The 22,789-nt window shown below is 72.6% G+C and carries 21 protein-coding genes; 6 read left to right on the top strand and 15 right to left on the bottom strand.

All coding sequences use genetic code 11. The features are described from left to right. Positions 1-3: 3 nt before the first annotated feature. The 8 genes from ACTJK8_RS12420 to ACTJK8_RS12385 form a co-directional block, all read right to left on the bottom strand. Positions 4-1,818 (bottom strand): SpoIIE family protein phosphatase, encoded by a 1,815-nt coding sequence (locus ACTJK8_RS12420; protein WP_440761978.1) that lies wholly within the window; start codon positions 1,816-1,818, stop codon positions 4-6. 50 nt (positions 1,819-1,868) lie between these two features. Next, positions 1,869-2,498: a GGDEF domain-containing protein gene (locus ACTJK8_RS12415; RefSeq protein ID WP_440761982.1), complete on the bottom strand. Its 630-nt coding sequence runs from the start codon at positions 2,496-2,498 to the stop codon at positions 1,869-1,871. Between the two features lie 203 nt (positions 2,499-2,701). Then, entirely contained in the window at positions 2,702-3,091 is a 390-nt protein-coding gene (locus ACTJK8_RS12410) for a DUF1987 domain-containing protein (RefSeq protein ID WP_012321503.1), read from the bottom strand. Positions 3,092-3,104: 13 nt separating this feature from the next. Beyond that, positions 3,105-3,659 carry a SiaB family protein kinase gene (locus ACTJK8_RS12405; RefSeq protein WP_012321502.1) on the bottom strand — a complete coding sequence of 185 codons (555 nt, stop codon included), beginning with the start codon at positions 3,657-3,659 and terminating at the stop codon, positions 3,105-3,107. Positions 3,660-3,851: 192 nt separating this feature from the next. Next, a complete protein-coding gene (locus ACTJK8_RS12400) occupies positions 3,852-5,711 on the bottom strand; it encodes an ABC transporter ATP-binding protein (RefSeq protein WP_440761977.1) in 1,860 nt (619 codons plus the stop codon). 2 nt (positions 5,712-5,713) lie between these two features. Continuing rightward, positions 5,714-6,646 (bottom strand): ABC transporter permease, encoded by a 933-nt coding sequence (locus tag ACTJK8_RS12395; RefSeq protein WP_012321500.1) that lies wholly within the window; start codon positions 6,644-6,646, stop codon positions 5,714-5,716. Continuing rightward, positions 6,612-7,571, bottom strand: a complete 960-nt coding sequence (locus ACTJK8_RS12390; RefSeq protein ID WP_053621454.1) for an ABC transporter permease — start codon at positions 7,569-7,571, stop codon at positions 6,612-6,614. Before ACTJK8_RS12390 ends, ACTJK8_RS12395 begins: the two co-directional genes overlap by 35 nt. 17 nt (positions 7,572-7,588) lie before the next feature. Then, positions 7,589-9,379, bottom strand: a complete 1,791-nt coding sequence (locus tag ACTJK8_RS12385) for a peptide ABC transporter substrate-binding protein (protein WP_053621455.1) — start codon at positions 9,377-9,379, stop codon at positions 7,589-7,591. 320 nt (positions 9,380-9,699) lie between these two features. Between ACTJK8_RS12385 and ACTJK8_RS12380 the strand changes: the two genes are divergently transcribed. Beyond that, positions 9,700-11,121: a M20 family metallopeptidase gene (locus ACTJK8_RS12380; RefSeq protein ID WP_053621456.1), complete on the top strand. Its 1,422-nt coding sequence runs from the start codon at positions 9,700-9,702 to the stop codon at positions 11,119-11,121. A gap of 12 nt (positions 11,122-11,133) precedes the next feature. Here the strand turns inward: ACTJK8_RS12380 and phnE (ACTJK8_RS12375) are convergent, their stop codons facing one another. The 6 genes from phnE (ACTJK8_RS12375) to ACTJK8_RS12350 all read right to left on the bottom strand — a co-directional run bounded on the left by phnE (ACTJK8_RS12375) (position 11,134) and on the right by ACTJK8_RS12350 (position 16,430). Continuing rightward, positions 11,134-11,949, bottom strand: coding sequence for a phosphonate ABC transporter, permease protein PhnE (gene phnE, locus ACTJK8_RS12375; protein WP_012321496.1), 816 nt, complete (start codon positions 11,947-11,949; stop codon positions 11,134-11,136). Beyond that, positions 11,946-12,755, bottom strand: a complete 810-nt coding sequence (gene phnE / locus ACTJK8_RS12370; RefSeq protein ID WP_012321495.1) for a phosphonate ABC transporter, permease protein PhnE — start codon at positions 12,753-12,755, stop codon at positions 11,946-11,948. The genes phnE (ACTJK8_RS12375) and phnE (ACTJK8_RS12370) overlap by 4 nt, the downstream gene beginning before the upstream one ends. Next, positions 12,752-13,546 carry a phosphonate ABC transporter ATP-binding protein gene (gene phnC / locus ACTJK8_RS12365; RefSeq protein ID WP_024828718.1) on the bottom strand — a complete coding sequence of 265 codons (795 nt, stop codon included), beginning with the start codon at positions 13,544-13,546 and terminating at the stop codon, positions 12,752-12,754. Before phnC ends, phnE (ACTJK8_RS12370) begins: the two co-directional genes overlap by 4 nt. Before the next feature lie 35 nt (positions 13,547-13,581). Further along, the gene (gene phnD / locus ACTJK8_RS12360) at positions 13,582-14,604 is read right to left on the bottom strand and encodes a phosphate/phosphite/phosphonate ABC transporter substrate-binding protein (protein WP_029360047.1); all 1,023 of its coding nucleotides are present in this window, start codon (positions 14,602-14,604) and stop codon (positions 13,582-13,584) included. Positions 14,605-14,787: 183 nt separating this feature from the next. Further along, complete coding sequence (locus tag ACTJK8_RS12355) at positions 14,788-15,315, bottom strand: cytochrome P460 family protein (RefSeq protein WP_043074648.1); 528 nt, start codon at positions 15,313-15,315, stop codon at positions 14,788-14,790. 65 nt (positions 15,316-15,380) lie between these two features. Next, positions 15,381-16,430, bottom strand: coding sequence for an alpha/beta fold hydrolase (locus ACTJK8_RS12350; RefSeq protein WP_063110067.1), 1,050 nt, complete (start codon positions 16,428-16,430; stop codon positions 15,381-15,383). A gap of 203 nt (positions 16,431-16,633) precedes the next feature. Between ACTJK8_RS12350 and ACTJK8_RS12345 the strand changes: the two genes are divergently transcribed. Beyond that, a complete protein-coding gene (locus ACTJK8_RS12345) occupies positions 16,634-18,211 on the top strand; it encodes a winged helix-turn-helix domain-containing protein (RefSeq protein WP_266285700.1) in 1,578 nt (525 codons plus the stop codon). Between the two features lie 28 nt (positions 18,212-18,239). Here the strand turns inward: ACTJK8_RS12345 and ACTJK8_RS12340 are convergent, their stop codons facing one another. Next, positions 18,240-19,136 (bottom strand): LysR family transcriptional regulator, encoded by an 897-nt coding sequence (locus tag ACTJK8_RS12340; RefSeq protein WP_012321489.1) that lies wholly within the window; start codon positions 19,134-19,136, stop codon positions 18,240-18,242. A gap of 117 nt (positions 19,137-19,253) precedes the next feature. Here ACTJK8_RS12340 and ACTJK8_RS12335 point away from each other — a divergent pair, with 117 nt between their 5' ends. From ACTJK8_RS12335 to ACTJK8_RS12320, 4 genes are read left to right on the top strand one after another with little or no spacing between them, the layout of a single operon-like run. After that, entirely contained in the window at positions 19,254-20,204 is a 951-nt protein-coding gene (locus ACTJK8_RS12335) for an ABC transporter substrate-binding protein (protein WP_012321488.1), read from the top strand. Continuing rightward, positions 20,201-21,061 carry an ABC transporter permease gene (locus ACTJK8_RS12330; RefSeq protein ID WP_440761976.1) on the top strand — a complete coding sequence of 287 codons (861 nt, stop codon included), beginning with the start codon at positions 20,201-20,203 and terminating at the stop codon, positions 21,059-21,061. The genes ACTJK8_RS12335 and ACTJK8_RS12330 overlap by 4 nt, the downstream gene beginning before the upstream one ends. Further along, positions 21,054-21,836, top strand: a complete 783-nt coding sequence (locus ACTJK8_RS12325) for an ABC transporter ATP-binding protein (RefSeq protein WP_012321486.1) — start codon at positions 21,054-21,056, stop codon at positions 21,834-21,836. The genes ACTJK8_RS12330 and ACTJK8_RS12325 overlap by 8 nt, the downstream gene beginning before the upstream one ends. Beyond that, a complete protein-coding gene (locus ACTJK8_RS12320) occupies positions 21,836-22,750 on the top strand; it encodes a polysaccharide deacetylase family protein (RefSeq protein WP_029360054.1) in 915 nt (304 codons plus the stop codon). Before ACTJK8_RS12325 ends, ACTJK8_RS12320 begins: the two co-directional genes overlap by 1 nt. The last annotated feature ends 39 nt before the right edge of the window (positions 22,751-22,789 follow it).

The following is a 22,789-nucleotide window of genomic DNA, read 5'->3' as shown; positions in this document are numbered from 1 at the left end:
GCCTCAGGCGGCCGCCGCCGCTCCGTTCTGGGGAAACCGGAACGCCACCAGGGTCATGTCGTCCCGCCGGGTCTCGGCGCCGCGATAGGCGTCGAGGTCGGCCTCGAGGGCGGCGGCCTGGGCAGCGAGGGGCAGGTCGGCGTGGCGCAGGAGGCTGTCGGCCACGCCGCGCTGGCCGAGGAGCCGCGGCGCCCGGTCCGGCGCCGCGCGGCCCATCTGATCGGTGATGCCGTCCGTCATCAGGTAGAAGGTGGCGCCCGCCACCGGCACGGCGATGTCCGCGATGACGTCCTCCCGCTGGCCCGCCCGGGCGGGGCGCGGGTAGCCGAGACCCCGGCGGCCGCCGCGGACGCGCTCGGCCACGCCGTCCCGGACCACCGTGAGCGACAGGCCGGCGCCGGCGAAGTGCAGGGTGCCGGCCGCGCGGTCCCAGACGCACAGGCCGCAATCGAGCCCGTCATCCGATTCGGCGCCGCGGCCGTCCTGGCGGAGCTGCGTGCGGACCATCGCGTCGAGCCCGGCCAGGATCGCCGCCGGCGCGCGCAGGCCGCGCTCGTGCAGCAGCCGGTCGAGGGCGGTCGCGACGATCAGGGTCAAGAACGCGCCGGGCACGCCGTGGCCGGTGCAGTCGGCCACGGCGATCACGCAGAGGCCGTCGATCTCCTCCAGCCAGAAATAGTCGCCGCCGACGACGTGGAGCGGTTCCCACAGCACCGCGACCTCGACCCCGGCGCCCGCCAGGGCGTTCCGGTCCGGCAGCACCGAATCCTGGATGCGCCGGGCGTAGCCGATGCTCTCGATCACTTGGCGGTTGGCGCGCTCCAGCCTGTCGTGGGCCTGCTCCAGCTCGACGAGGAGCTGCTTGGCGGCGTCGCCGCTCCGCAGGCCCTCGACCATGCGGTTGAAGGCCTGGCTGATGACGTCGATCTCGTTGCTCGGCCGGTAGGCGCCCCCGAGGTCCACGGTCGTCCAGCGCTTGTGCTCGATCTCCCGCATCGCGAGCAGCAGCCGCATCAGCGGCGCCATGACGTGGCGGCGCACGGTGGCGTGCAGGGTGATCACGAAGGCGATCATCAGCCCGACGCTGGCGCCGAGGGCGAGCATCACCTGCCACGCCGCGTTGTCCCGCAGCGCCTTCGTGGAGACCGTGACGGTCAGGCTGCCCGCCGGGCCGGCGCGGCCGGGCACCGACAGGTCGGCCTGGGCCGAGAGGGTGGACCAGCCCCGCGCCGGGGGCGCCGCGCCCGCCGTCCCGACGACGTGGCCCGCGGCGTCGCGCAGGACGGCGTGGGCGAAATCGGGCTCCGCGGCCAGGGCCTTGAGCGGGGCGTCGTAGGCGTCCGGGTCGCGCGCCCAGTCGGGCCGCGCGATCGCCGCGGCGGTGAGCCGGGCGAGGAGGTGCGCCCGGTCGCCGTACAGGCGGAGCTGGTCGGTGTAGGTCACCCAGGCGATCCCGAGCTGGGTCAGCAGCAGGAGGGCGCCGATCACCGGGTAGATGCGCAGGAACAGGGTGTGGGACAGGCTGTCGAGGTCGCGGCCCCGGGCCGCCCCGCGCAGGGCGCCGGGCTTCATCAGCTCGTCCGCGGGCGCCCCCGCGGCCAGCACGTCGGCGAAGCCGCGCTTCGACAGGGGGTCGCCCCGGCGGATCGGGCCGGCCCCGCGCAGGCCGCCCGCGCGCCCGGCGCCGCCGGCGGCCGGGACGGGGTCGATGTCGGCGAAGCCGAGCTGCGCCAGGGCGTCGCCGGTCCGCAGCGGTCTCGCGCCGCGGATCCCCCCGACGGGACGCGGGCTGTCCAGGGCCGTGTCAGGTCCGCTCACGCGACGTCACTCCGTGTCACAGCGGTTGCGCGCATGCGCCGGGCGGCACCTCAGGTCAGGGACGCGCCCGGCTCCGCCGCGCAGCGCACGCAGTCGCGGCCGGCGTGCTTGGCGGCGTAGAGCGCCGCGTCGGCCCGCCGGAGCGTCGCCGACATCGACTCGCTCGGGCCGAACGCCGCGAGGCCGATGCTCACCGAGATCGGCAGCGGCCCGTGCTCCAGGCGCANCGCCACCGCGCGGCGGAGCTGCTCCGCGATGGCCTGCGCCTCGGCCAGCACGGTGCCGGTGACGAGGATGGCGAATTCCTCGCCGCCCATGCGGCCGATCACGTCGACCGCGCGCAGGCTGTCGCGGCAGGTCTCGACGAAGGCCTTGAGGACCGTGTCGCCGGCGCTGTGGCCGTAGCGGTCGTTGATCTGCTTGAAGCGGTCGAGGTCGAGCATCAGCACGCTGGAGGGCGTGTCGCCCGACTGGGTCCGGGCCCAGACCTCCTCGCAGATCTGCAGGAAGCGGCGGCGGGACAGGGCGTCGGTGAGGTGGTCGGTGTCGGCGAGGCGGCGGAGCTCGGCCTCGAGGCGCGCCCGGTGCTCGATCTCCGCCGAGAGGGCGTCGTTGAGGTGGCGCAGGGCGCGCTGCTGCTCGGCGAGCCGCTGGTTGGCCCGGTGCAGGTCGAGCTGCATCCGGTCGCTCAGCCGCACCAGCCGGCGCTGCTCGTGGTAGCTGCGCCGGTAGGCGCCGGCGAGCTCCCGCACCCCGTCGCCGACCTCGGCGAGGCGGGCCAGCATCACCTCGGACCGGCCGAGGACGGCCTCCTCGGTGTCGAACAGGCTGAAGGCGTCCGCCGGCTCGGACAGGAGATCGTGGGCCGGCGCCCGGTGCGGGCTCACGCGGGGACGCTCGCGATCATCTCGAACCGGGCATGCGCGAAATCGGCCGCGAAATCCTCGCCGGCCTCCTGGATCACGTCGTCGTCGGCGCCGAACATCCAGCGGATCGTCACCGGGCGCCCCTCGGCGGCGGCGTCCTCCAGGGGCATGAACAGGTTCATCAGCGCCTTGGCGCTCGACGAGTTGAAGTAGGCGAGCGCGACGTCGAAGGTGATCGGGCTCGCCTCGGTCGCCGCGAGGTGGCCGCGCAGGGCCTGCAGCAGCGGGCCGAAGAACGCGGCGGCGTCCTCCGGGTAGGATTCGCCGCGCAGGACGAGCCGCCCCGACGCGAAGTCGAAATCGACCTCGGGCGAGCGCTCGGTCCGGGGCAGCGTGATGCGGTCCATGTCCGTGCGATCCTCAGATGAAGGCCTTGAGGCAGAACAGGCTGCGCTCCGCGCCCAGATCCTGGAAGTCGTATTCGACAGGGGCGCTCGACCGGCGGGCGATCTCGATCAGTCCGATGCTCCCGCCGAGGCTGCCCTCGTCCGGCGGCTGGCGCAGCTTCTCGCGGTAGACCTTCTTGAGTTCGTCGCTCGACAGGGTGGCGATCTCGTCGAGCCGCTCGCGCAGCCGCGGGACCTCGGTCTTGCCGACCTCGTTGCCGCAGACCACGAAGAACCGGCCCGCCTCGGTGCCGACCGCGATCATGCCGGCGCTGACCCGGGCGGGTCCCGGCGGCTCGGCGGGCGCGACCTTGTCGGCCGAGTAGCGGATCACGTTCTGGGCCTGCTCGACGAAGATCGAGAAGACGCGCTTGGCGACGGCGGCGTCGGTCTCCTCGTGCCGCATGCGCAGCTTCAGCACTTCCCCGAGCGAGAACAGGATGTTCTCCGACAGATCTCCGCCGAACGACAGGATCACGCCGCTGCGCTTCGACGCCTCGTGGAAGGATCTGAAATCGCTCGCGCGCAAGGAAGCCTCTCGACCGCTTCGTCGCGGCAACACACCGCGTGTGTGGCGCCCACATTAATGCGGGAATAATCAAAGCTTTCTTACCGGTACTGACCGGTTTCTGGGCAAGATTGCTCGTATAGTGAGCACGACAGCAAGCTTTACGCTGGATCCCGTCGCCGACCGCGCCTGTGAGCTTCGGGGCCGCCGGCCTCAGGCGGCCGCGCCCCGGAGGCTGCCCGCGTCCCAGTCGGCGCCCCAGTCCTGCACGACGTGGCCGGGCGCGACTTCCCAGTAGAGCCGCTCCGGCGCCACGTAGTCGGGGGCCCGGATCGGGCTGCGGATCTCGTCGTCCGGCAGGGCGTGGCGCGCGCCGCGCCGGGCCGGGTCCGGGACCGGCACGGCGGCCAGCAGCTTCTTGGTGTAGGGGTGCTGCGGGTTGCCGAAGATCGCGGCCCGGGGGCCGATCTCCACGATCTCGCCGAGATACATCACCGCCACCCGGTGGCTCACCCGCTCCACCACCGCCATGTCGTGCGAGATGAACAGGTAGGCGAGGCCGAGTTCCGCCTGGAGATCGAGCATCAGGTTCACGACCTGCGCCTTCACCGAGACGTCGAGGGCCGAGACCGCCTCGTCGGCGACGATCAGGCGGGGGTTCAGGGCGAGCGCCCGGGCGATGCAGATGCGCTGGCGCTGGCCGCCGGAGAACTCGTGCGGGAAGCGCCCGGCGGTCTCCGGGGGCAGCCCGACCCGCGCCAAGAGGTCCTCGGCGCGCCGCCGGGCCTCGCGGGGCGTCGCGAGGCGGTTGATCAGCAGCGGCTCCGCCACCGCCGCGCCGACGCTCAGGCGCGGGTCGAGGCTGGCGAACGGGTCCTGGAAGATCATCTGCATGCGCTGGCGGCGGGTGCGCAGGGTCTTCGGGTCGAGGCCGGTGACGTCCTCGCCGTCGAGCAGGACCGAGCCCGAGAGCGGCTCGACGAGGCGCAGGATGGAGCGGCCGGTGGTGGACTTGCCGCAGCCGGACTCGCCGACGAGCGCCAGGGTCTCGCCGGCCGCGAGGCTGAACGAGACCCGCTCCACCGCGTGGACGCGGCCGGTCACGCGGCCGAGGAGGCCGGAGCGGATGTCGAACCGGGTGGTCAGGTCGCGCACCTCCAGCACCGGGCGCTCGGCGGCCCTGACGGTGTCGGGGGTCTCGGGCGTCGGTGCCGCCAGGCCGGTGGCCCGGTCGACCACCGGGAAGCGCATCGGGCGGGGCCGGCCCGCCATGGTCCCGAGGCGCGGGACCGCGGCGAGCAGCGCCCGCGTGTAGGGCTCGGCGGGGGCGTCGAAGATCCGCGCGGTCGGGCCGGCCTCCACGGCGCGGCCCCGGTACATCACCACGGTGCGGTCGGCGATCTCGGCGACCACGCCCATGTCGTGGGTGATGAACAGGACCGACATGCCCTCCTCGTCCTGCAGGCTCTTGATCAGGTCGAGGATCTGGGCCTGGATCGTGACGTCCAAAGCCGTGGTCGGCTCGTCGGCGATGAGGAGCTTCGGCCGGCAGGCGAGCGCCATGGCGATCATCACCCGCTGGCGCATGCCGCCCGAGAAGCGGTGCGGGTACTCGTGCAGGCGCGACCGGGCGGCCGGGATCCGGACCTTGTCGAGGAGCCGCAGCGCCTCCGCCTCGGCGGCGGACCGCGACAGGCCCCGGTGCCGGATCAGCGCCTCGGCGATCTGGAAGCCGATCGTCAGGACCGGGTTCAGGGAGGTCATCGGCTCCTGGAAGATCATGGCGATGGAATCGCCGCGCACCCGGCGCATCTCGGCCTCGGGGGCGGCGAGCAGCTCGCGGCCCGCGAAGCGCACGCGCCCGCCGATGCGGCTCGCGTCCCGCGGCAGGAGGCGCAGGATCGACAGGGCGCTGACGCTCTTGCCGGAGCCGGATTCGCCGACGAGGGCCACGGTCTCGCGCGGGCCCACGTCGAACGAGACGCCGTGCACGACCTCGCGCCAGCGCCCGTCCGAGCGGAAGGAGACGGTGAGGTCGGAAACCGAGAGGATCGGGTCCACCGGATCTGCCATCGCTAGAGAACCCGCCGCGGGTCGAGGGCGTCGCGCAGGCCGTCGCCGATGAAGTTGATCGACAGCACGGTCAGGAAGATCGCGCCCCCCGGGAACAGCGCCCAGTGCGGGGCGACGTCGAGGTGGTCCTTGGCGTCGAACAGCAGCCGCCCCCAGGTCGGGATGTCGGGCGGGAAGCCGAGCCCCAGGAAGGACAGGGTCGATTCCGCGATGATCGCGGACGAGACCTCGATCGAGGCCGCCACGATCACCGGCCCCAGCGCGTTCGGCAGGATGTGGCGGCGCACGAGGTGCCCGGTCGTCGCGCCCTGCGAGCGGGCCGCCTCCACGAACTCCTTCTCGCGCAGGCTCAGGAACTGCGCCCGCACCAGCCGGGCGACCGGCATCCAGCGTAAGCCCCCGATCACCGCGACGATCATCAGGAACACGCCGCCCTGGCTGCCGAACACGGCCTTCAGGCTGTCGCGGAACAGGTAGATCACGAGGAGCAGCAGCGGCAGCTGCGGCAGCGACAGGAACAGGTCGGTCAGCCACATCAGCACCGGGTCGAGGAACCGGCGCGACATGCCGGCGAGCGCGCCGACCAGCACGCCGATCAGGCTCGCCACCGCCATGGCGGCGAAGCCGACCGCGAGCGAGATCCGCCCGCCGTAGATCATCCGGGCGAGCAGGTCCTGGCCGAGATCGTCGGTGCCGAACGGGTGGTCCCAGGACGGACCTTGGAGCTGGGCCGCGAAGTCGATGTCGTCGATGGCGACCGGCCAGAGCAGGCCGCCGAACACCACGCCGGCGACCAGGAGCGCCAGCACGCCGACGCTGGCGAGCGCCAGCCGGTGCCGCCGGAAGCGCCGCCACGTCTCCCGCCCCGGCGAGGCCGGCGCGCGGGCGACGGGCACCGCCTCATCGGAGGGCGATGCGAGGGTCGAGCCAGCCATAGAGCAGGTCCGCGACGAGGTTGAACAGGATGACGAGGCCGGCGAACACGAAGGTCACGGCCATCACCACCGGTGTGTCGTTGGCCAGCATGGCGTCGATCAGCAGCGAGCCGATGCCGGGAATCCGGAAGATCTGCTCGGTGACGATGGCGCCGCCGAACACCGCCGGGATCTGGAGGGCGACGAGCGTCACCACCGGGATCAGGGCGTTGCGGGCGATGTGCCGGCGGGTCACCGTGCCCTCGGTCAGGCCCTTGGCCCGGGCCGTGGTGACGTAGTCGAGGCGGGCGACGTCCAGCGCCGAGGCGCGCACGTAGCGGGTGTAGGAGGCGGCCTGGAAGAAGCCCAGCACCGCCACCGGCATGATCGCCTGCCGGACATTCGCCCAGACCCAGGGCAGGCCGGAGCCCGGCAGGTCGGCCTGGTAGACGAAGGGCAGCCAGCCGAGCTTGATCGAGAACAGCAGGATGAACAGCAGGCCGGTGAAGAAGGTCGGCAGCGAGAAGCCCACGAAGGCCAGCGTGTTGGCGACCTGGTCGGCGAGCGAGTAGGGCCGGCGCGCCGCGGTGAGGCCCACCGGGATCGCGATCAGCAGCGCCAGGACCTGGGAGGAGCCGACCACGAACAGGGTCGTCGGCAGCCGCTGCAGGATCAGCGTGTCGACGTTCACCCGGCTCGCGAAGGAGAAGCCCCAGTCGCCCTGCAGCATGGCGGTGAGCCAGTGCAGGTAGCGGGTGAGGATCGGGTCATCGAGGCCGAACTTCACCCGCAGGGCCGCCCGCACCTCCGGGGGCACGTTCGGGTTGCTGGCGAGCTCGCCGAACGGGTCGCCCGGCGCGAGCGCCAGGACGGTGAACAGGATCAGGCTGATGCCGAGCAGGCTTGGGATCGCGATCAGGAGGCGTCGCAGGATGTAGGCGCCCATGGCGCTCAGGCTCCCGCTCAGGCCTCCCTGTACCAGTCGGGCAGGAACGACAGGTCGTTGTCCCAGCCGCTGCGGGGCGCCGTGAGCGTGGCGCCCACCGCCGAGACCTCGGCGCGGTGGATCAGCGGCAGCACGTTCTCGGACACCGCGAGGTCGTTGCAGGTGATCAGGAGCGCCGCGCGCTTGACCGGGTCGAGCTCGCTCTGGGCGGCGTTGTAGGCCTTGTCGTAGGCGTCGTTGCGCCAGCGCACGACGTTGCGGCCCTGCCACTTGTTGGCCTTCTGGGCCACCTCCCAGGAGGCGTACATCAGCAGCCAGATCGCCGGATCGGCCTGCGTCATGCTGTAGGCGTACATCTCCATGTCGGCGTAGAAATGCGTGCAGGTGTCGGGGTTCGCCGGGTCGGAGGAGAAGAACACCGAGCCGGTCACCGATTTCAGCTCGATCTCGATGCCGGCCTTGGCGGCCGCCTGCTTGATGATCGCCTGCGTCTTCTGGCGCGGCGCGTTGATCGAGGTCTGGAAGACGAGCTTGAGCTTCTTGCCGTCCTTGGCGCGGATGCCGTCGGAACCCTTCTTCCAGCCGGCCTCGTCGAGGAGCGCGTTGGCCTTGGCCGGGTCGAAGGCGAAGCTCGTATTCTTGGAGACGAAGCGCTCCGGGCCGTTGACCGTGTTGGCGGTGGGCTTGCCGGTGCGGCCGTAGATGTAGGTCTGGATCGACTTGCGGTCGACCAGCAGGTTCATCGCCTGGCACACCTTCGGGTCGGAGAAGGCGGGGTGCTTCGTCGTGATCGAGGCGCGCTCGCCGTCGACCTCGACGTTCGGGTCGGTGGCGTTGAGCAGCAGGAACTCGAGCTTGCCGCCGTAGACCACGTCGACCCGGCCCTTGCCGCCGGTCTCCAGGCGCTTGAGCACCTCGTCCTCGATCAGCATGTTCCAGGCGTAGTCGTACTCGCCGGTCTGGAGCACGGCGCGGGCGGCCGAGACCGCGTCGCCCCCGCCCTTCATCTCGACCGTGTCGAAGTAGGGCCGGTTCGGCAGGTGGTAGTCCGGGTTGCGCTCGCCGCGGACGATGTCGCCGGGCCGGAACTCCACGAACCGGTACGGGCCGGTGCCCACGGGGGCGAGGTTCTGCGGCGCGTCCCGGGACTTGGCGCCGCTGTACGGGCCGAACAGGTGCTTCGGCAGCACCATCCCGACGATGCCCACGAAGGCGTCGCACCAGTAGGGCGTCGGCTTGTCGAACAGCACCCGGACGCTGAGGTCGTCGACCTTCTCGACCTTGCAATCCTTGTAGGACCCGGCCGTCACCGCCGCGGTGGCGGGGTCGCGGGCGTACTCCCAGGTGAAGACGAGGTCGTCGGCGGTGAGCGGCTTGCCGTCGTGCCACTTCACGCCGGGCTTGAGCGTCCAGACCACCGAGCGGCCGTCAGCGGCGAGCGCCCCGTTCTCCTTGGACGGGATCGCGGCGGCCAGAATCGGCACGAGGTTGCCGTCCGCGTCCCAGGCGGCGAGCGGCTCGTAGAAGATCCGCGAGGCGTCCTGGTCCTTGGTGCCGATGGCGAAATGCGGATTGATCAGCGTCGGCGCCTGCCACCAGAGCAGCTTGAGCGCGCCGCCGCCGCCGGCCTTGGTCGGCTTGTAGCCGGACCGGATATCGGCCGCCATCGCGACCCCGTTCCCGGCCAGCATCAGACCGGCCATGGGCGCGGTGAGGCCGACAGCCACCATCCGCTGCACGAAGGCCCGCCGCGACAGGCGACCGTCCTTCACCCGCCCGATGAGGCCGCGCAGATCCCGCTCGTCCATGTACGCATCCCGTTTACCGCCGTGACAGGCACAGCAACATTCCGGCAGCGGCCTTGGCAAGGGGCGGGCCAGTGACGGTTCAATCGGAACGTGTTGACGGACGCTTGGTTCGGGCAGGAGCATGGCCTGGGCGGTGCATACGGTCAGGCAGCAGCAGCGCTCGCGCCGCATCCGTCCTTGCGAGCGGAGCGAAGCGAGCCAGCGGCGCCACGCTTCCCGAGGGCGCGCAACCCTGGGTCGCTTCGCTGCGCTCGCGATGACGGCGCGGAGGCCGCTATGGTGGCGCGACCTCGATGCGCAGCTTTCCCGGAGACGACACGATGGACAACCGCAACGCCGTGTGGCGCCACGTCGACGCGCAGTCGGAGCGGCTGATCGCCCTGTCCGAGCGGGTCTGGGGCATGCCGGAGGTCTGCTACACGGAGACGCGCTCCTGCGCCGAGCACGTCGCCGAGCTGCGCCACCAGGGCTTCCGGGTCACGGAGGCGGTCGCCGGCATTCCCACTGCGGTCATGGGCGAGGCCGGGGACGGCGGGCCGGTCATCGCGTTCCTGGGCGAGTACGACGCCCTGCCGGGCCTGTCGCAGGAGGCGGGCGTCGCCGAGCACCGGCCGGTGGAGGCGGGCGGCCACGGCCACGGCTGCGGCCACAACCTCCTCGGCTCGGCGGCCTTGCTCGCCGCCACCGCCCTGAAGGACTGGCTCGCCGAGACCGGCACGCCGGGCCGCGTGCGCTACTACGGCTGCCCGGCGGAGGAAGGCGGCGCCGCCAAGGCGTTCATGGTCCGCGCCGGCGCCTTCGCGGACGCCGACATCGCGATCTCCTGGCATCCGGGCAGCTTCTGGGAGGTGGCGCCGCCGGTCGCCCTCGCCAACACCCGGGCCGACTTCGTCTTCACCGGCCGCACCGCCCACGCGGCGGCCGCGCCCCATCTCGGGCGCTCGGCGCTCGACGCCGTCGAGCTGATGAGCGTCGGCGTGAACTACATGCGCGAGCACATGCCGTCCGACGCGCGGGTGCACTACGCCTATCTCGACGCCGGCGGCATCGCGCCGAACGTCGTCCAGGCCGGCGCGACGGTGCGCTACTCGATCCGGGCCCGCGACCTGCCGGGCATGCTGGCGCTGGTCGAGCGGGTGAAGAAGATCGCGCAGGGCGCCGCCCTGATGACCGAGACCGCGGTCGAGGTGCGGATCGTCAGCGCGGTGTCGAACCTGCTGGGCAACGATCCCCTGGAGCGGGCGCTGCACGGCGTCATGGAGGAGCTCGGGCCGCCGCATTTCGACGAGGCCGACCGGGACTTCGCCGGCCAGATCCGGGCGACGCTCACCGACGGCGACATCGACGCCGTGTTCCGCGCCATCGGGATGCCGCGCACCGAGGCACCGCTCGCCGATTTCCTCGTCCCCCTCGACGCGCCGCGCAACCCCGCGGTCGGGTCCACCGATGTCGGCGACGTGAGCTGGGTGGTGCCGACCGTCCAGGCCCACGCGCCGACGGTGGCGATCGGCACGCCGTTCCACACCTGGCAGGTGGTGGCGCAGGGCAAGACACCGGCGGCCCACAAGGCGATGGTGCAGGTCGCCAAGGCGATGGCCGCCACCGGCGCCCGGGCGCTGACCGACGCGGCCCTGCGCGACGCCGCCAAGGCGGACCTCGCCCGCCGGGTCGGCGCGGCGGGCTACGTCTCGCCGCTGCCGCCGGAGGTCGAGCCGCCGCTCGGCATGTCGCTGGGGCGCTGACGGGCCCCCGTCTCAGAGCGTCCGGGCGCGCAGAGCCGTCACGACGATCTCGGCCAGGATGACGACGCCGAAGATCGCGGCGAGCACCACGGCGACCTGGTCCCAGTAGAGCAGGTTCAGGGCGGTATCGAGCGCGACGCCGATGCCGCCCGCGCCGACCAGCCCGAGCACGGCGGATTCGCGGATATTGATGTCCCAGCGGAACAGCGCGATCGACCAGAAGGCCGGCTTCACCTGCGGCCAGTAGCCGAGCAGCAGCGTCGACATCCGGCCGGCGCCCGCGGCCTGCAGGGCCTCGATCGAGCCGCGATCGGCCTCCTCCAGCGCCTCGGCGAACAGCTTGCCGGTGAAGCCGACGGAGCGGAGCGCGATCGCGAGGGTCCCGGCCAGCGGCCCCGGGCCGAACACCGCCACGAACAGCAGCGCCCAGACCAGGGAGTTCACCGAGCGCGAGGTCACGAACACGAACTTGGCGAACAGGTTCAGCGCGCGGTTGGGCGCGACGTTGCGGGCCGCCATCAGCCCGATCGGCACCGCGATCGCGATGGCGATCAGGGTGCCGAGCGTCGCGATGTGGAGCGTCTCCACCAGCGCCCGCAGCGTCGGGCCGACATAGCCGGCATCCATCGGCCACATCCGGCCGAACAGGTCGGCCAGCTGGTCGGGGGCGTCGTAGAGGAATTCAGGGATCACCTCGATGGTGCGCAGGCTCGCCACGAAGGCCGCCACCGCGCAGAGCGTGAAGGCGAGCCGCGCCAGCCGCTTCCACAGGGGGAAGCGCTGCCAGCGGCGCGGGCCGGCGGAAGCGGGCGCGAGGGCGACGCTCACTGGAACACCTTGCGGGCCCAGCCGGAGACGATCTCGGCCACCATGATCAGGGCGACGATGACGATCAGGATCGCCAGCACCACGTCGAAGTCGAAGCGCTGGTAGGCGGTGAACAGCGTCGCGCCGATGCCGCCGCCGCCGACGATGCCGACCATGGTCGAGTTTCGCAGGTTGGAATCGAGCTGGTAGGTGGCGAAGCCGATGAAGCGCGGCAGCACCTGCGGCTGCACGCCCATGATCAGGGTCGACAGGAAGCCGGCGCCGGTCGCCCGCACGGCCTCGACCTGCTTCAGGGAGATCTCCTCGATCGCCTCGGCGAACAGCTTGGCGATGAAGCCCACCGAGGCGACGATCAGCGCCATGACGCCGGCGAGCGCCCCGAAGCCGATCGCCTTCACGAACAGGATCGCCACGATGATCGGGTGGAACGACCGGCAGAGCGCGATCAGGACGCGGGTCGGCCACGTCACCCAGGGCGGCATCAGGTTGCGGGCCGCCAGGAAGCCGATCGGCAGGGCGACCGCGATGCCGGCCACCGTGGCGATCACGGCGATCTGCAGGCTCTCGACGATCCCCGACTGGATCAGCTCCCAGCGGGAGAAGTTCGGCGGGAACATCCGCGCCAGGAATTGCCGCCCGTGGGCGAGGCCGCCGGCGAAGCGCTCGGGGGAGAAGCCGAGCTGGGTCGCCGCGTAGACCGCGTAGACGGCGAGGAGCGCCCAGCCGGCGCGGGCGGTCCAGTTGGGCCGGAACGCGACGCGGTCGGGGGAAGCGTCCGGGGAGGCCGGGCGGGCGGGCGTGCTCATTCGAGCCAGTTCTCGCCGCCGTAGATGCCGCGCAGGTCGGCCTCGCTCAGCCGGTCCGGCGGCCCGTCATAGACCACGTGCCCGCCCGACATGCCGACGATCCGCGCGGCGAAGCGCTGGGCGAGCGCCACGTTGTGGATGTTGACCACCACCGGCACGCCGCGCTCGGCCGCGAGCCGGGACAGGATCTCCATGATCTCCACGGAGCTCTTCGGGTCGAGGGACGAGGTCGGCTCGTCGGCGAGCACGATCTCGGGCTCCTGCATGATCGCCCGGGCGATGCCGACGCGCTGGCGCTGCCCGCCCGACAGGGCGTCGGCCCGGCGGGTGGCGAAACCCGACAGGCCGACCGCGTCGAGGAGGTCGAAGGCGCGGGCGATGTCCGCCTCGGGGAAGCGCCGCAGCCACGCGCGCCACGCCGGCACGTAGCCGAGGCGGCCGCAGAGCAGGTTCTCCATCACCGAGAGGCGCTCGACCAGGTTGTACTCCTGGAACACCATCCCGATCCGGCGCCGCGCCCGGCGCAGGGCGGGGCCGGAGAGCCGGGCGAGGTCCTCGCCGCGGAACAGGATCTCCCCCGAGGTCGGCTGGACCAGGCGGTTGATGCAGCGGATCAGGGTGCTCTTGCCGGTGCCGGACGGCCCGATGATCGCCGTGAGCCCGGTGCCGGGCACCACGAGGTCGATGCCCTTCAGGACCGGCTGCCCGGCCCGGTACGCCTTGGTCAGCCCGCGGATCACCAGCGCGCGCGGATCCTCCGCCCGGGGATCGCCCTCAGGTCCGGCCGCCACCGCGCGCGCGGCGCGTCCCGCCGTCACCGCTCGCGTCACGGCTTGGGCGCGCCCGCGGCCTTCTTGCGGGCGGCCTCGGCCTCGCGGGCGGCCTCGCGCTCGTAGGCGGCCTTGTTGTACGGCGTGCCCGATTCCTCCGCGACCTTGCGGACGATCGCCCAGTCCTTGAGGTAGGTGATCGGCGCGAACCGGTCGTCGCCCTCGAAATCCTTCACCATGTCGGGCGGGAAGCGGAAATCGTAGAAGCACTGCTTCAGCTTCTCGGCGAGTTCCGGCTTGAGATCGTGGGCGTAGGCGAAGCCCGAGGTCGGGAACTTCTCGCTCGTGTAGATCACCCGGTAATCGTCGCCCTTGATCGTGCCGCGGGCGACCATCCGGTAGAACACGTCCGAGGCCACCGGGGCGGCGTCGTAGTCGCCGGTGCCGACGCCCAGCGCCGACTTGTCGTGGCCGCCCGAGTAGATGAGCTTGTAGTCCTCGCCGGGCTTCAGCCCCTGCTCGGGAAACAGCGCCTTGGGCGCGAGGTTGCCGGAATTCGACGACGGCGCCGTGTGGGCCACGCGCTTGCCCTTGAGGTCGGCCAGCGTCTTGTACGGGCTGCTCGCCTTCACCACCACGATCAGGTTGTAGCCCTCGGCGCCCTTCTCGGTGCCCTTGGCGGCGAACGGCACCGCGCCGGCCATGTTCACCGCGAAGCCGAGCGGGCCGGTCGAGAAGCCCGCCACCGTGAGCCGGCCCGAGCGCATCGCCTCGATCTCGGCCGAGTTCGACTGGACCGGGTAGTAGACGACGCGCTTGCCCGTGCACTGGCTCAGGTAGGTCGTGAACGGCTTGAACGAGTTCTCGTAGACCGCGGGATCCTCCACCGGCGTGTAGGCGAAGACGATCACGCTCGGGTCGCGGGTCTTGGCCGGGACGTCGGCGACGAGGTCCTTGTTGGCGTCGCAGTAGGCGTCGTCGAGCTGGCCGCGGTTGGGGCACTCGTCGGCCCTGAGGGGCGACAGGAAACCGAAGCCGCAGAGCAGCGCCAGGGCTGCGCCGTATCGGGCGATCGTCACGCGCTATCCTCCCTGCGGGGCCGTGCCTAGGGCCGGCGCCGTCATGTCCCGCCCGGTCCGGGCCGAGCTTGAGCCGGCAAAGGTGTAGGCGCCGGCTGACGGGAGACGCAAGGCGCGGCATCGAGCGGAAGTTGAGGGAAGCGGCGCGCTGACAGGGCGCCGCGGCCGTCCGGGCGGCCCGCGTCAGGGCGCGAGCCGCGTGAACACGTAGTCGTGGTCCCGGACATTCGCGCTGTGGCAGGCGAAGCAGGTCTCGTGCTGGGCCGCGTCCGCGGGCTTGCCGTCGACGAAGCGCCCGAACCCCCAGCCGCCCGTCGCCGCGTAGCGCCGCGAATCCTTCACCATGACCTGGATCGTCGTGGCACCGCCGGGCACGAAGGCCGGGGCGAACTCCGCCGACGGCACCCGTGTCCAGGCGCGCTTCACCAGCACCGTCCCGTCCGGGAACGGCAGGGTGCCGGACCGGTAGGCGTCGAGCGCCCGCGCGTTGCCGACGACCGCGCGCAGCTCGTCGAGGGCCCCGGTCTCCTGCGCGACGCCGACGAGCTGCCAGTCGCGGTACCCGTCCGGGACGGTGACGCCGTAGATCGGCGAGGCCGCCGGGGCGGTCGCCGCCTCCACGGCGCGCACCGCGGAGCCGGCGAAGAATGGGCCTGCAGAGAGCAGGCCGGCAGCGAGCAGGGCCGGCAGCGCGACAGCCAGGAACCGCATGGCAACCTCCGTCATCGTCTCGGGATGGTCGTGTGTCCGGGGATGACCCGGCCGCGCCGGCGCGGTCAGGCCGCGGCCGCGTCGATCACCGCCTGCGCGAAGGCGCGCGGGGCCTCCTGCGGCAGGTTGTGGCCGATCCCGCCGGTGATCAGCCGGTGCGCGTAGCGCCCGGTGAACTTGGCCGCGTAGCTGGCGGGTTCGGGATGCGGGGCGCCGTTCGCGTCGCCCTCCAGGGTGATGGCCGGCACGCCGATCGTGGGCGCCTCAGCGAGGCGGCGCTCCAGCGCGTCGTACCGGCGCTCGCCCTCGGCGAGGCCCATCCGCCAGCGGTAATTGTGGATGACGATGCTGACGTGATCCGGGTTGTCGAGGGCCGGGGCGCTCCGCGCGAAGGTGGCGTCGTCGAAGCGCCAGCGCGGCGAGGCGGTCTGCCAGATCAACCTGGCGAAGTCGGCGCGGTAGGCCTCGTAGCCGGCCCGCCCCCGGCTGGTGGCGAAGTAGAACTGGTACCACCAGGACAGCTCGGCCCGCGGCGGGAGCGGCTTCTTGCCGGCCTCCTGGTTGCCGATCAGGTAGCCGCTGACCGCCACCAGCGCCCGGCACCGCTCCGGCCACAGCGCCGCGACGATGTCGGCCGTCCGCGCGCCCCAGTCGAAGCCGCCCAGGACGGCCTGGGGGATCTTCAGGGCGTCCATCAGGGCGATGACGTCCACGGCGAGTGCCGCCTGCTCGCCGTTCCGGACCGTGTCCGATGCCAGGAAGCGGGTGGTGCCGTAGCCACGCAGGTACGGCACGATCACCCGGTGCCCGGCCGCCGCGAGGATCGGCACGACCTCCGCGAAGGCGTGGATGTCGTAGGGCCAGCCGTGAAGCAGGATGACCGCCGGTCCGTCGGCGGGACCGGCCTCGACGTAGCCGACGTCGAGCACGCCGGCCTCGACCTGCTTCAGGACGCCCGGCATGACGCCGGGGACCGGGGCGCCGGGGGCCGGGGCACCCTGCGCCCGCGCGGTCCCGCCGAGGCCGAGTTCGGCGAGGGCGGCGGTGGCCACCGCGCTCTTCAGGAGGCGGCGGCGGCTCCAGGCGGATGTGTCGGGATCGGTCTCGCGGGCCATGGACGGCTCCCCCGTCGGAAAGTCTTCGATGGAGCGAAACCTATCCCGATGTTCGACACCGCGCTTTGAGAGGGCCTTGAGGACACCTTCAGAGGCCCATGATTTATGCCCGCCCGGGCCCGTGCTAGAGCGCCCTCCGCCGCGGAGACCGGTTCGGTGAGCAGGGCGCGGAACGCGGACATGGCCCCGCCCAGGAACGCCCCGTGATCTACCGGTTCGGACCCTTCACCCTCGATTCCGCCCGGCGCGAGCTGAGCCGGGACGGCGCGGAGATCGCCGTCGAGCCGCAGGTCTTCGACCTCCTGCGCGTGCTCATCGAGCGGCGCGACCGGGTGGTCAGCCGCGACGACCTGCTGGAGGCGGTCTGGAACGGGCGCATCGTCTCCGAGGCGACCCTCGGCAGCCGGATCAACGCGGCCCGGACGGCGATCGGCGACACGGGAACCGGGCAGCGCTGGATCCGGACCCTCCCGCGCAAGGGCGTGCGCTTCGTCGGCGCCGTGCGGGAGGCCGCATCGGAGGTCTCGCCCGGGATCGCTCCGGAAGACGCGGCGGAGCCGGGCGTCACGTGGCGCGCCGGGCCGCGCTTGCCCGCGGTGGCGGTCCTGCCCTTCACCAACATGAGCGCGGATCCGGAGCAGGACTACTTCGCCGACGGGATGACCGAGGAGATCATCACGGCGCTGTCCCGCGTCAGCGGCCTGTTCGTGATCGCGCGCAACTCGACCTTCACCTACCGGGGCGCGGCGATCGACGTGCGCCGGGTCGGGCAGGAGCTCGGCGTCGGCTACGTGGTCGCGGGCAGCGTGCGCCGCGGCGGCTCGCGCCTGCGCATCACCGGCCAGCTGGTCGATGCCGGGACCGGCGCCCATCTCTGGGCCGACAGCTTCGACGGCGGTCTCGACGACGTCTTCGCCCTGCAGGAGCGGGTCGCCGCGCGCGCCGCCGCCGCGATCGAGCCGACCCTCCAACTGGCGGAGATCCGCCGGCTCGGCCGCGACGCGCCCGCCCATCCGGACGCCTACGACCGGCTGCTCCGGGCCAACGCCCGGCTCGCCGACTTCACCGCCGCCGGCATGGCGGCCGCGCTCGATCACCTGGACGAGGCCCTGGCGCTCGACCCGGGCTACGCACCGGCGATGGCCGCGGCGGCCTATTGCCGGGCGCAGTGCCACTTCCAGGGCTGGATCGCGCAGGGCGAGGCTGAGCGCGCGGCGGCCGTGCGGCTGGCCTGGGGCGCGGTCGAGCGCGCGCCCGGGGACGCGCAGGTGCTGTGGATGGCGGCCTTCGCGGTCTGGAACATGTCGGAGACCGGGCGGGAGCGGGCGCGCGACCTGTTCGGCCGCGCGCTGCTCGTCAACCCGAACTCCGCCCTGGCGCTCACCCTCGCGGGCTGGATCGAGACCATGTGCGGCCGCGCCGAGGCGGGACGCGCCATGGTCGAGCGGGCGCTGCAGCTCAACCCGCGGGATCCGCGCGGCTGGCTGATGTCGGGCGTGATGGCGGTCGCGGCGGTGAGCGAGGCCGACTATCCCGAGGCGATCCGGTGGGCCGAGCGGGCGCTGGCGCAGAACCGGCGCTTCGCCGTCGCCCTGCGGGCGCTCGCCGTGGCCCATGTCGGGCTCGGCCAGCCGGAGCGCGCCCGGCAGGCGGTCGCCGAGCTCCTGGAGATCGAGCCCGAACTGACGGTCTCGGGCTTCCTGGCGCGGATCCCCTTCCCGGTCGCCGCGCTGGGGCAGCGATACGCCGAGGCGCTGGCCCTTGCCGGCCTGCCCGCCTGAGCGGGGCGACGGTCAGGCCCCTTCCCGTTCAGGTCCCTTCCCGGTTGAGCCGGACGACGAGCTGGTCGGCGAACTTGGCGGCGGCCACCGAGAGCGAGCGCCCGCGCAGCTGCGCCAGGACCAGCGTCATCGGGGTGAGATCGCGGGTGTCGATCGGCCGGCTGTGGAGGCGCGGGTCCTCCGGGATGCCGCTGGGTACCTGCAGGCTGACCACGTCCTCCCGCAGGGTGAGGTTGCGCAGGAACTCAAGCGAGCCCGACTCCACCACGGGCCGCAGCTCGACGCCCCGCCGGGCCAGCGCGTGCTCGATGTGGTGGCGGATGGCGAGCGACCGGTCGGGCAGCGCGAGGGCGTGCGCGAGGCAGTCGCGCAGGCGCACGGGCCCGCGTTCCGCCGCCAGCGCGTGGCCCCGGCGCATCAGCGCGCACAGGGTCTGGTGGCCGGCATAGAGCGGGTGCAGCTCCGCCGAGGGCGGCGGCTGCAGGATCAGGGCGAGGTCGGCCTCGAAAGCCGCCAGGGCGGTGACCGCCTGGGCGTGGTCGCGGACCTGCACGGTGAAGCCGACCTGCGGAAATCGGGCGCGGTAGGCCTCGACCTCCTCGGGCACCACCTGGGTGACGAAGGCCTGGCTGCAGGCGAGCGCCACATGCCCCCGCCGCACGCCCGACAGGTCGGCGATCTGCGAGCGGACCCGGTCGAGATCGGCCGCCTGGTCGCGGATGTGCCGGGCGAAGAGCTCGCCGGCCGCGTTGAGCCGCATCCCCTGCGGCAGGCGCTCGAAGATCGGCGTGCCGAGCTCGTACTCGAGATCCTGGATCTGCCGGGTCAGGGCCGAGGGCGTGAGGTTCAAGCGCTCCGCGGCGCGCCGGATCGAGCCGGCGCGGGCGACCTCGGCGACGTAAGTGACGGTGCGCAGGTGCTTCACGCCCGCACCCTGCCCGGCCGTTGCCCGCGAGGCAACGGTACGCTCAGAAAATAGCACTTCCTCGCAACAGGTGGTGCCCGTAGCGTCGGCACATCGGGACCCTGCAGGAGCCGTTCGATGATCCGCCGCCGCACCCTCCTGGCCGGTCTCGGGGCCGGCCTCGCCCTCGGCCCCCTGGCCCGGGCCCGCGCCCAGGGCGCCCCCATCACGATCCGGATGGGCTCGCTCAAGCTGATCCACTCGATCGCGCCGAGCTTCTACGAGCGCTTCACCCCCGCGGGCGTGAAGGTCGAGGTCGTGCCCTTCGAGAGTCCCACCGAATGCAAGAATGCGGTGGTCACCAAGTCGGTGGATTTCGGCACGTTCGGCATCGCCGCCGCGACGCTGGGCGCGGCCGCCGGCGAGCCGCTCGTGGTCATCGCCTCCACCTGCAACCGCGGGATGGCGGTGATCGCCAAGAAGGGCTCCGATATCCGCGCCATCAAGGACCTGCGCGGCAAGCGCGTCGCGATCTGGCCCGGCAGCACCCAGGAGGTCTTCGTCCTAGAGCGGATGCGCATGGAGGGGCTCTCGGTGAAGGACATCACCCCCGTGCGCGTCTCCTTCTCGGAGATGCACATCGCGCTCGCCCGCGGCGACGTCGACGCCTATGTCGGCGCCGAGCCGGGCCCCGGCGTCAGCCTCGCCTCGGGCGTCGGCCAGCTCGTCGAGTACCCCTACGGCACCGAGATGGGCGCGCTGAACATGGTGTTCGGCGCCCACCGCGACACGGTCGCCGAGCGCCCCGACCTCGTCCGGACCATGCTGGAGATCCACCGCAAGGCGACGGACTTCGCGGCCGGCGACCGCGACGCGATGATCGCCATGGCAGTGGCGAAGCTCGGGCAGAAGCGCGAGGCGCTCGAGCTCTCGGCCCCGAACGTCGAGCTGACCTGGCGCCTCGGGCCGAACGAGGTCCGACAGGCCGACGCCTACGCGCAGCACATGCTCGCCCTCAAGCAGATCAAGCGGCTGCCCGAGCCGGGGTTCATCGACACCCGCTTCGTCGACGCGCTGGGGCGGGCGTGAGCACCGGGATCGAGGCCGGCGCCCTGCCGGCGGCGGTGACGCCGGGCCCCGCCCGCCGGGCTGGACCTGGGCTCGGGCTCGCCCACCTGCGCCGGCTGGCTCTGGCCTGCGTGGTGCCGGCCGCACTCGTCGCTGTCTGGCAGGTCACCACCGCGGGCCGGCCCTACAGCCTGATCCCGCCGCCCGCGGAGGTCTGGGCGGAGATGCGGGACCTCGCCGTCGGCGGCGTCAACGACGACGCGTTCAGCGGCACGCTCTGGACCCATCTCGCGGCGTCGCTGAGCCGGGTCTACGGCGGCTTCGCGCTGGCGGCGGCCGCCGCCCTGCCGCTCGGCCTGCTGATCGGCCGCGTTCCGCTGATCCGGGCGCTCCTCGACCCCGCGCTTCAGGTCCTGCGCCCCGTTCCGGTCACCGCGTGGCTGCCGCTGGCCATGATCCTATTCGGCCTCGGGCCGCGCTCGGCCTTCTTCCTCGTGTTCCTCGGGGCGTTCTACCCGATCCTGGTCAACACCGTGTTCGGGGTCCGCTCGGTGGAGCCGCGCCTGTTCGAGGCTGCCGCGATGCTGGGCTGTACCGGCCCGGCGCAGTTCGTCCGGGTCGTGTTGCCGGCGGCGCTGCCGTCGATCTTCACCGGCCTGCGGCTCGGCCTCGGCTTCGCCTGGGTGGTGATCGTGGTCGGCGAGATGACCGGGGTCCAGACCGGCCTCGGCGCGATCATCATGGAGGCGCGCCAGCTCTCGCGCACCGAGATCGTGATCTGCGGCATGGCGGTGATCGGGGTCGCGGGCTTCGTCTCCGACTGGCTGGTCATGCAGCTGGGCCGCCGGCTGCTCGCCTGGAGCCCCAACCATGGCTGACCCCACGATCCCGATCCTCGACATGCGCGCGGTCTCCAAGACCTACGCGGCGGGCGGCCGCCGGACCGAGGCCCTGCGCGAGGCGAACCTCACGGTGTCCCGCGGCGAGTTCGTCTGCCTGCTCGGCGCCTCGGGCTGCGGGAAGTCGACGCTGCTGCGGGTCGCCGCCGGCTTCGAGGCCCCGAGTTCCGGGCAAGCCCTGATGTGGGGCAAGCCGATCGCGGGGCCGGGGCCGAGCCGCGGGATGGTCTTCCAGGATTACGGCCTGTTCCCGTGGCTCACCGTGCGCGACAACATCGGCTTCGGCCCGAAGGCGCGCGGGCGGCCCGCCGCCGAGGTGCGCGACACCGCCGAGCGCTACATCGCCCTGGTCGGCCTCCAGGCCTTCGCCGACGCCTACCCGCACCAGCTCTCGGGCGGCATGAAGCAGCGCGTCGCCATCGCGCGGGTGCTCGCCAACGAGGCCGAGGTCGTGCTGATGGACGAGCCCTTCGGGGCCCTCGACGCCATGACTCGCGAGCGGCTGCAGGACGAGCTGCTCGACCTGTGGTCGCGGACGGGGCTGACGATCCTGTTCGTCACCCACGCCATCGAGGAGGCGATCTTCCTGGCCGACCGCATCGTGATGATGTCGCCCGGCCCCGGCCGGATCGAGGCGATCCATCCGGTCGAGCTGCCGCGGCGGCGCGACGTGTCGAGCCCGGCCTTCAACGACCTGCGCCGGATGCTCGCGGCCCAGCTCCACAGCCACCACGCCCCGCGGGCCGCTGCCTGATGGACACCGCCCCCGACGATCCCCGCCGGCCCGAGAACCGCCTCGCCTACCGCGCCGCCGTGGACCGGCCGCGCCTGACGCTGCCCGGGGGCCGGCACGTCGCCGTCTGGCCGGTGGTCAACGTCGAGCACTGGCTGATCGACCACCCGATGCCGCGCCAGATCCTGGTGCCGCCGACCGGGGCCAGCCTGCTGCCGGACATCCCGAACTGGGCGTGGCACGAGTACGGCATGCGGGTCGGCTTCTGGCGGTTCCTCGAGGCGTTCGAGAGCCGGGGCATCCGCCCGACCCTGTCGATCAACGGCTCGGTCTGCACGGCCTATCCGCGCATCGCCGAGGCCGCCCACGCGGCCGGCTGGGAGTTCATGGCCCACGGCTTCCACCAGGTCCCGACCCACAGGGTCGCGGACCAGCCGGAGATGATCGCCCGCACCGTCGCGGCGATCACCGGAACCACGGGGCGCCCGCCGCGCGGCTGGCTGGGGCCGGGCCTCACCGAGACCCTCGACACGCCCGACCACCTGCGCGCGGCCGGGCTCGAGTACGTCGGCGACTTCGTGGTCGACGATCGCCCCTGCCGGGTGGCGACGCGCACGGGCGACCTCGTCGCCCTCCCCTACTCGGTCGAGCTCAACGACATCCCGCTGCTGGCCATCCAGCACCACCGGGCCGACGAGTTCGTGGAGCGGGCGCTCGCCCATCTCGACCGGCTCGCCGCCGAGGCTGCCGGCTCCGGCCCCCTCGGCGGCGCCAAGGTGATGGGCTTCGCGATCCACCCCTACATCACCGGCGTCCCGCACCGGATCCACCTGCTGGAGCGGCTGCTCGACGCCATCCTGGCCCGCGACGACGCGGTGTTCATGCAGGGGGTCGAGATCCTCGACTGGTACCGCGCCACCGGCGACGCATCCTGAGCCGTCCGGGCGCATCGGGCCGCGGGGGAGGACGACCGT

This window comes from Methylobacterium sp. 22177, from assembly GCF_052045615.1.
Taxonomy (GTDB): domain Bacteria; phylum Pseudomonadota; class Alphaproteobacteria; order Rhizobiales; family Beijerinckiaceae; genus Methylobacterium; species Methylobacterium radiotolerans.
This window is presented reverse-complemented; position numbering and strand designations above follow the sequence as displayed.